The sequence below is a fragment of the Streptomyces sp. ISL-66 genome (assembly GCF_018614135.1).
Classification (GTDB): Bacteria; Actinomycetota; Actinomycetes; order Streptomycetales; family Streptomycetaceae; genus Streptomyces.
Genome location: NZ_JAGGOW010000165.1, coordinates 1 through 5,234 on the forward strand (window position 1 = coordinate 1; position 5,234 = coordinate 5,234).

Annotated in this window: 4 protein-coding genes; 1 reads left to right on the plus strand and 3 read right to left on the minus strand. The window is 73.7% G+C overall.

Annotation, left to right across the window (positions count from 1 at the left end; genetic code table 11):
* Positions 1-151 precede the first annotated feature (151 nt).
* On the plus strand, positions 152-1,660 hold the full coding sequence (locus tag J7E97_RS29390; protein ID WP_251055346.1) for a GuaB1 family IMP dehydrogenase-related protein: 1,509 nt from the start codon (positions 152-154) through the stop codon (positions 1,658-1,660).
* A gap of 79 nt (positions 1,661-1,739) precedes the next feature.
* Here J7E97_RS29390 and J7E97_RS29395 read toward each other — a convergent pair whose 3' ends face one another.
* From J7E97_RS29395 to J7E97_RS29405, 3 genes are all read right to left on the minus strand, one after another.
* Positions 1,740-2,975 (minus strand): histidine kinase, encoded by a 1,236-nt coding sequence (locus J7E97_RS29395; protein ID WP_215033629.1) that lies wholly within the window; start codon positions 2,973-2,975, stop codon positions 1,740-1,742.
* Positions 2,972-4,690 (minus strand): cation acetate symporter, encoded by a 1,719-nt coding sequence (locus J7E97_RS29400; protein WP_215033631.1) that lies wholly within the window; start codon positions 4,688-4,690, stop codon positions 2,972-2,974. The genes J7E97_RS29395 and J7E97_RS29400 overlap by 4 nt, the downstream gene beginning before the upstream one ends.
* A gap of 103 nt (positions 4,691-4,793) precedes the next feature.
* Complete coding sequence (locus J7E97_RS29405) at positions 4,794-5,069, minus strand: hypothetical protein (RefSeq protein WP_215033633.1); 276 nt, start codon at positions 5,067-5,069, stop codon at positions 4,794-4,796.
* Positions 5,070-5,234: the final 165 nt, after the last annotated feature.

A 5,234-nucleotide genomic window follows, 5' to 3' on the forward strand; every position in this document is an offset into this window, starting at 1 on the left:
GCGGCGGCCCCGGCGGCCCCGGGGGCCCCGGCGGGACCCGCGGGACTCGTGCCGAGCCTCCGAAGGACCAAAGGCCCGTAGGAAGCGACCATCCGGCCGCATCCGTCCTGGAGGATCAGCCCGGGCGGTGTGAACACCAGGTCGTGGGAGAATGAAGTACGTGCGTTCCTCGACTGCCCTGTCGGGGTCACCTCCGATCGACTGGGATGTTCAGCACGTGCGTTTCCTCAATGATCTGAAGCCGCCGTACGACCTGACGTACGACGATGTGTTCATGGTGCCGAGCCGTTCCGCGGTCGGCTCCCGCCAGGGCGTCGACCTCTCGGCGCCCGACGGCACCGGCACCACCATTCCGCTGGTCGTGGCCAACATGACCGCCATCGCCGGCCGCCGGATGGCCGAGACGGTCGCCCGCCGCGGCGGCATCGTCGTCATCCCGCAGGACATCCCGATCGACGTCGTCACCGACGTCATCTCCTGGGTCAAGACCCGCCACCTCGTGCTCGACACCCCGATCACGCTGGCGCCCACCCAGACCGTCGCCGACGCGCTGTCCCTGCTGCCCAAGCGGGCGCACGGAGCCGGTGTCGTCGTCGACGCCGACGGCCGCCCGGTCGGCGTCGTCACCGACCACGACCTGACCGGCGTGGACCGCTTCACGCAGCTCTCCGAGGTCATGTCGAAGGAGCTCCTGCTCCTCGACGCCGACATCGACCCCCGCGAGGCGTTCAACAAGCTCGACGCCGGCCACCGCAAGCTGGCCCCGGCCGTCGACGAGGACGGCAAGCTCGTCGGCATCCTCACCCGCAAGGCCGCGCTGCGCGCGACCCTGTACACCCCCGCGACCGACGCCAACGGCAAGCTGCGCGTCGCCGCCGCCGTCGGCATCAACGGCGACTTCGTGGCCAAGGCGAAGCAGCTGCTCGACGCGGGCGTGGACACGCTCGTCATCGACACCGCGCACGGCCACCAGGAATCGATGATCAGCGCGATCAAGGCCGTCCGCGCGCTCGACCCGCAGGTCCCGATCGTCGCCGGCAACATCGTCGCCGCCGAGGGCGTCAAGGACCTGATCGACGCCGGCGCCGACATCATCAAGGTCGGTGTGGGCCCCGGTGCCATGTGCACCACCCGCATGATGACCGGCGTGGGCCGCCCGCAGTTCTCCGCGGTGCTGGAGTGCGCGGCCGAGGCCAAGAAGTACGGCAAGCACGTGTGGGCCGACGGCGGCGTCCGTCACCCGCGCGACGTGGCGATGGCGCTGGCCGCCGGCGCGTCGAACGTCATGATCGGCTCCTGGTTCGCGGGTACGTACGAGTCCCCGGGCGACCTGCAGCAGTCGGCCGACGGCCGCCCGTACAAGGAGTCCTTCGGCATGGCCTCGGCGCGCGCGGTGCAGAACCGCACGTCGGAGGAGTCGGCCTACGACCGTGCCCGCAAGGGTCTCTTCGAGGAGGGCATCTCCACCTCGCGGATGTTCCTGGACCCGACCCGTCCGGGCGTCGAGGACCTGATCGACTCGATCATCGCGGGCGTCCGGTCCTCCTGCACCTACGCGGGTGCGGCTTCCCTCGCGGAGTTCGAGGAGAAGGCCGTCGTCGGCATCCAGTCCGCGGCGGGTTACGCCGAGGGCAAGCCGCTGCACGCCAGCTGGAGCTAGTCCGTCCCGGTACCGGTTCTTCCCGTGGCCCCCGGCCGTCCCGCGCGGACGCCGGGGGCCACGGGCGTTCCCGGGCCGGTCAGTGGCGGGGAATTCGGCCGCGTGGGGCCGAACTGTGCACACCCGCACGGTATTTGGGAATCCGCACCGTAATCTTCATGCCCGCGCCGATCCCGGTTTCGATGACGAGCCCGTGGTCGTCCCCGTAGACCTGGCGCAGCCGTTCGTCCACATTGGGCAGCCCGACGCCCGACGAGGAGCCGGTGTGCTCCCCGGCCAGGATCCGGCGCAGCAGGGCCGGATCCATCCCGACGCCGTTGTCCTCGATCGTGATCAGCGCCTCCGCGCCCGCGTCCCGGGCCGCGATGGTGATCCGGCACTCCTCGGTGGAGTCCTCCAGCCCGTGCTTGACCGCGTTCTCCACCAACGGCTGCAGACACAGGAACGGCAGCGCCACCGGCAGGACCTCCGGCGCCACCCGCAGGGTCAGCTTCAGCCGCTCCCCGAACCGGGCGCCGGCCAGGGCCAGGTACTGCTCGATGGAGCGCAGCTCTTCCGCCAGGGTGGTGAAGTCCCCTTGCCGGCGGAAGGAGTAGCGGGTGAAGTCCGCGAACTCCAGCAGCAGGTCCCGGGCCCGCTCCGGATCGGTGCGCACGAACGAGGCGATCGCCGCGAGGGAGTTGAAGATGAAGTGCGGTGAGATCTGTGCGCGCAGCGCCTTGATCTCCGCCTCCATCAGCCGGGTGCGCGAGCGGTCCAGCTCGGACAGCTCCAGTTGTACGGAGACCCAGCGCGCGAGCTCGGTCGCGGCCCGCACCAGGACCGCCGACTCCCGCGAGCCGTAGGCCACCAGCGCGCCCAGCATCCCGTCCTCGCCGGTCAGCGGGGCGACGACCGCCCACCGCAGCGGGCAGTCGGGCCGCTCGCACTCGGTCCGCACGCTCTGGCTGCGGCCCGACTCCAGCATCACCGCGACCCGGGCCATCGCCCGTCGCTGGTGGTGGTCGGCGCCCGGCCCGTCCCAGGCGAGGACGTGTTCGCGGTCGGTCAGGCACAGTGCCTCGGTGCCGAGCAGCGAGCGCAGGCGTTTGGCGGCCTTGCGGGCCGCGTCCTCGGTGAGTCCGGCGCGCAGCGGGGGAGCCGCGAGCGAGGCGGTGTGCAGGGTGTGGAAGGTGGCCCGTTCGACGGGGGTGCCGAGGTCGAGGCCCAGCGCGCGCTCGCCGCGCCGGGCGTGCCGGCGGCCGGCGGCCCAGCCGAGGGCCAGCAGCAGCGGGGCGCCGGCCGCCGCCAGGACCGAGAGCACCGCTCCGCTCATGGAGCACCGCCCGCCACGTCCTCCGGCAGGTGCAGCCGGGCCAGCGTCGCCGCCGTCCCCACCGGGACCCGTCCGGGCGTGGCCAGCGACACCACCACCATCGTCAGGAACCCCAACGGCACCGACCACACCGCCGGCCACGCCAGCAGCGTGTTGACCCAGCCCGCCGGAGCCAGCCCGGCACGGGTCGCCAGCACCGCGCTCAGCGCGGCCCCGCCCCCCGTCACCAGCCCGGCCACCGCACCCGGCGGGGTCAGCCCGCGCCACCAGATCCCCAGCACCAGCAGCGGGCAGAACGAGGACGCCGACACGGCGAAGGCCAGCCCCACCGCGTCCGCCGCCGGCACGTCCGCCGCCGCCACGCTCCCGGCCAGCGGAACCAGGATCGCCACGAGCACCGCGACCCGGAAGCTGCGCACCCCGCGCGAGGGCAGCAGGTCCTGGTGCAGCACCCCCGCCACCGCCATCGTCAGCCCGGAAGCCGTCGACAGGAACGCCGCGAACGCGCCCCCGGCCAGCAGCGCCCCCAGCAGCTCTCCGGTGAGCCCGCCCACCATCCGGGCGGGCAGCACCAGCACCGCCGCGTCCGCCTCGCCGGTGAGGGCCAGCTCAGGGGCGTAGATCCGGCCCAGCGCCCCGTACACGGGCGGCAGCAGGTAGAACCCGCCGACCAGCACCAGCACCACCAGCGTGGTCCGCCGCGCCGCCCGCCCGTTCGGGCTCGTGTAGAAGCGGACCGCCACGTGCGGCAGCCCCATGGTCCCGAGGAAGGTCGCCAGGATCAGCCCGTACGTCGCGTACAGCCGCAGCTCCGGGCGGTCCCCGGACAGCGGCTCCGACCAGCTGGACACCCCGAGCGCGCCGTCCGCCGGCCTCGCGGGCACGGGGGAGCCGGGGGCGAAGGCGAGGCGCGCGCGGGCCCGTACGGAATGCTGCCCGGCGCCCAGGGTCACGGGCTCCTCCGCGTACGCGTGCCCGTCCACCTGCCCGGTGACCGTGACCGTCAGCGGCGCGTCCAGGGACAGGCGTACGTCCTCGGCCAGCGTCACGGAGGTGTGCTCGCGGAAAACCGCCGGGGCGTCGAAGGTGGCGCGCGGCGCACCGTCCCCCACCCAGGCCGCCAGCAGGAAGAACACCGGGACGAGCAGCGCGGTCAGTTTCAGCCAGTACTGGAAGGCCTGGACGAAGGTGATGCTGCGCATCCCGCCGGCCGCCACCGCCGCCGTCACCACGCAGGCGACGACCACCCCGCCCACCCAGTGCGGTGCCCCCGTCAGGATCTCCAGCGTCAGCCCGGCGCCCTGCAACTGCGGCAGCAGGTACAGCCAGCCGACCCCGAGCACGAACAGCACCGCGATCCGGCGCACCGCCCGCGATTCGAGCCGGGCCTCGGCGAAGTCGGGCAGCGTGTACGCGCCCGAGCGGCGCAGCGGGGCCGCGACCAGGACGAGCAGCACCAGGTACCCGGCGGTGTAGCCCACCGGGTACCAGAGCATCTCGGGGCCTTGGAGCAGCACCAGGCCGGCGACGCCGAGGAAGGAGGCCGCGGACAGGTACTCACCGCTGATGGCCGCCGCGTTGAGGCGGGGGCCGACCGTGCGCGAGGCCACGTAGAAGTCGGAGGTGGTCCGGGATATCCGCAGGCCCAGCGCGCCGACCAGCACCGTGACCAGGACGACGACGGCGACCGCGGTCAGCGCGTACGTCTGGTTCACCGGTCGGTCCTTCGGCTGGGGGCGGGGTCACGGGAGTCTACGCATGCCCCGGGCCGGTCAACAGGCCCTCCCGCAGCCGCCCGGCACGCCCGGCAGGTTGCCGTCAGTGTGCGGGGTCGCGGTGCTCCGCGCAGTCGCGCAGGGCGATTTCCAGCTCCACGTACGATTCCTCCGCGCGCCGGAACGCCAGCGTCAGCGCGGCCTCCGCCCTCGGCGGCACCTGCCCGCGCACGCCCTCGTGGGCCTCGTACAGGACGTCGGCCCAGCGCGCGGCCGCGCTGCGCAGGCGGGCCAGCAGTGCCTCGGCCTCGGCGGGACCGGCCGGACGGGTGCGGGGCAGTCCGGTCAGCGAGTCGAGCAGCGCCTGGATTTCGGACATCTGCTTCCTCCCGGGGCGGAAGATCCACGATACGCGCGGCCGGGAGGCGGGACCGGCCGCCGGGGGCCCCGCTGCGGCCGACGGCCCGGGCGGATCGCCGTACGCCCCTCACGGCGCGGTGAACGGCTCGCCCGCGCGCCGGACGGTCGCCGCGGGCCGGTGCCC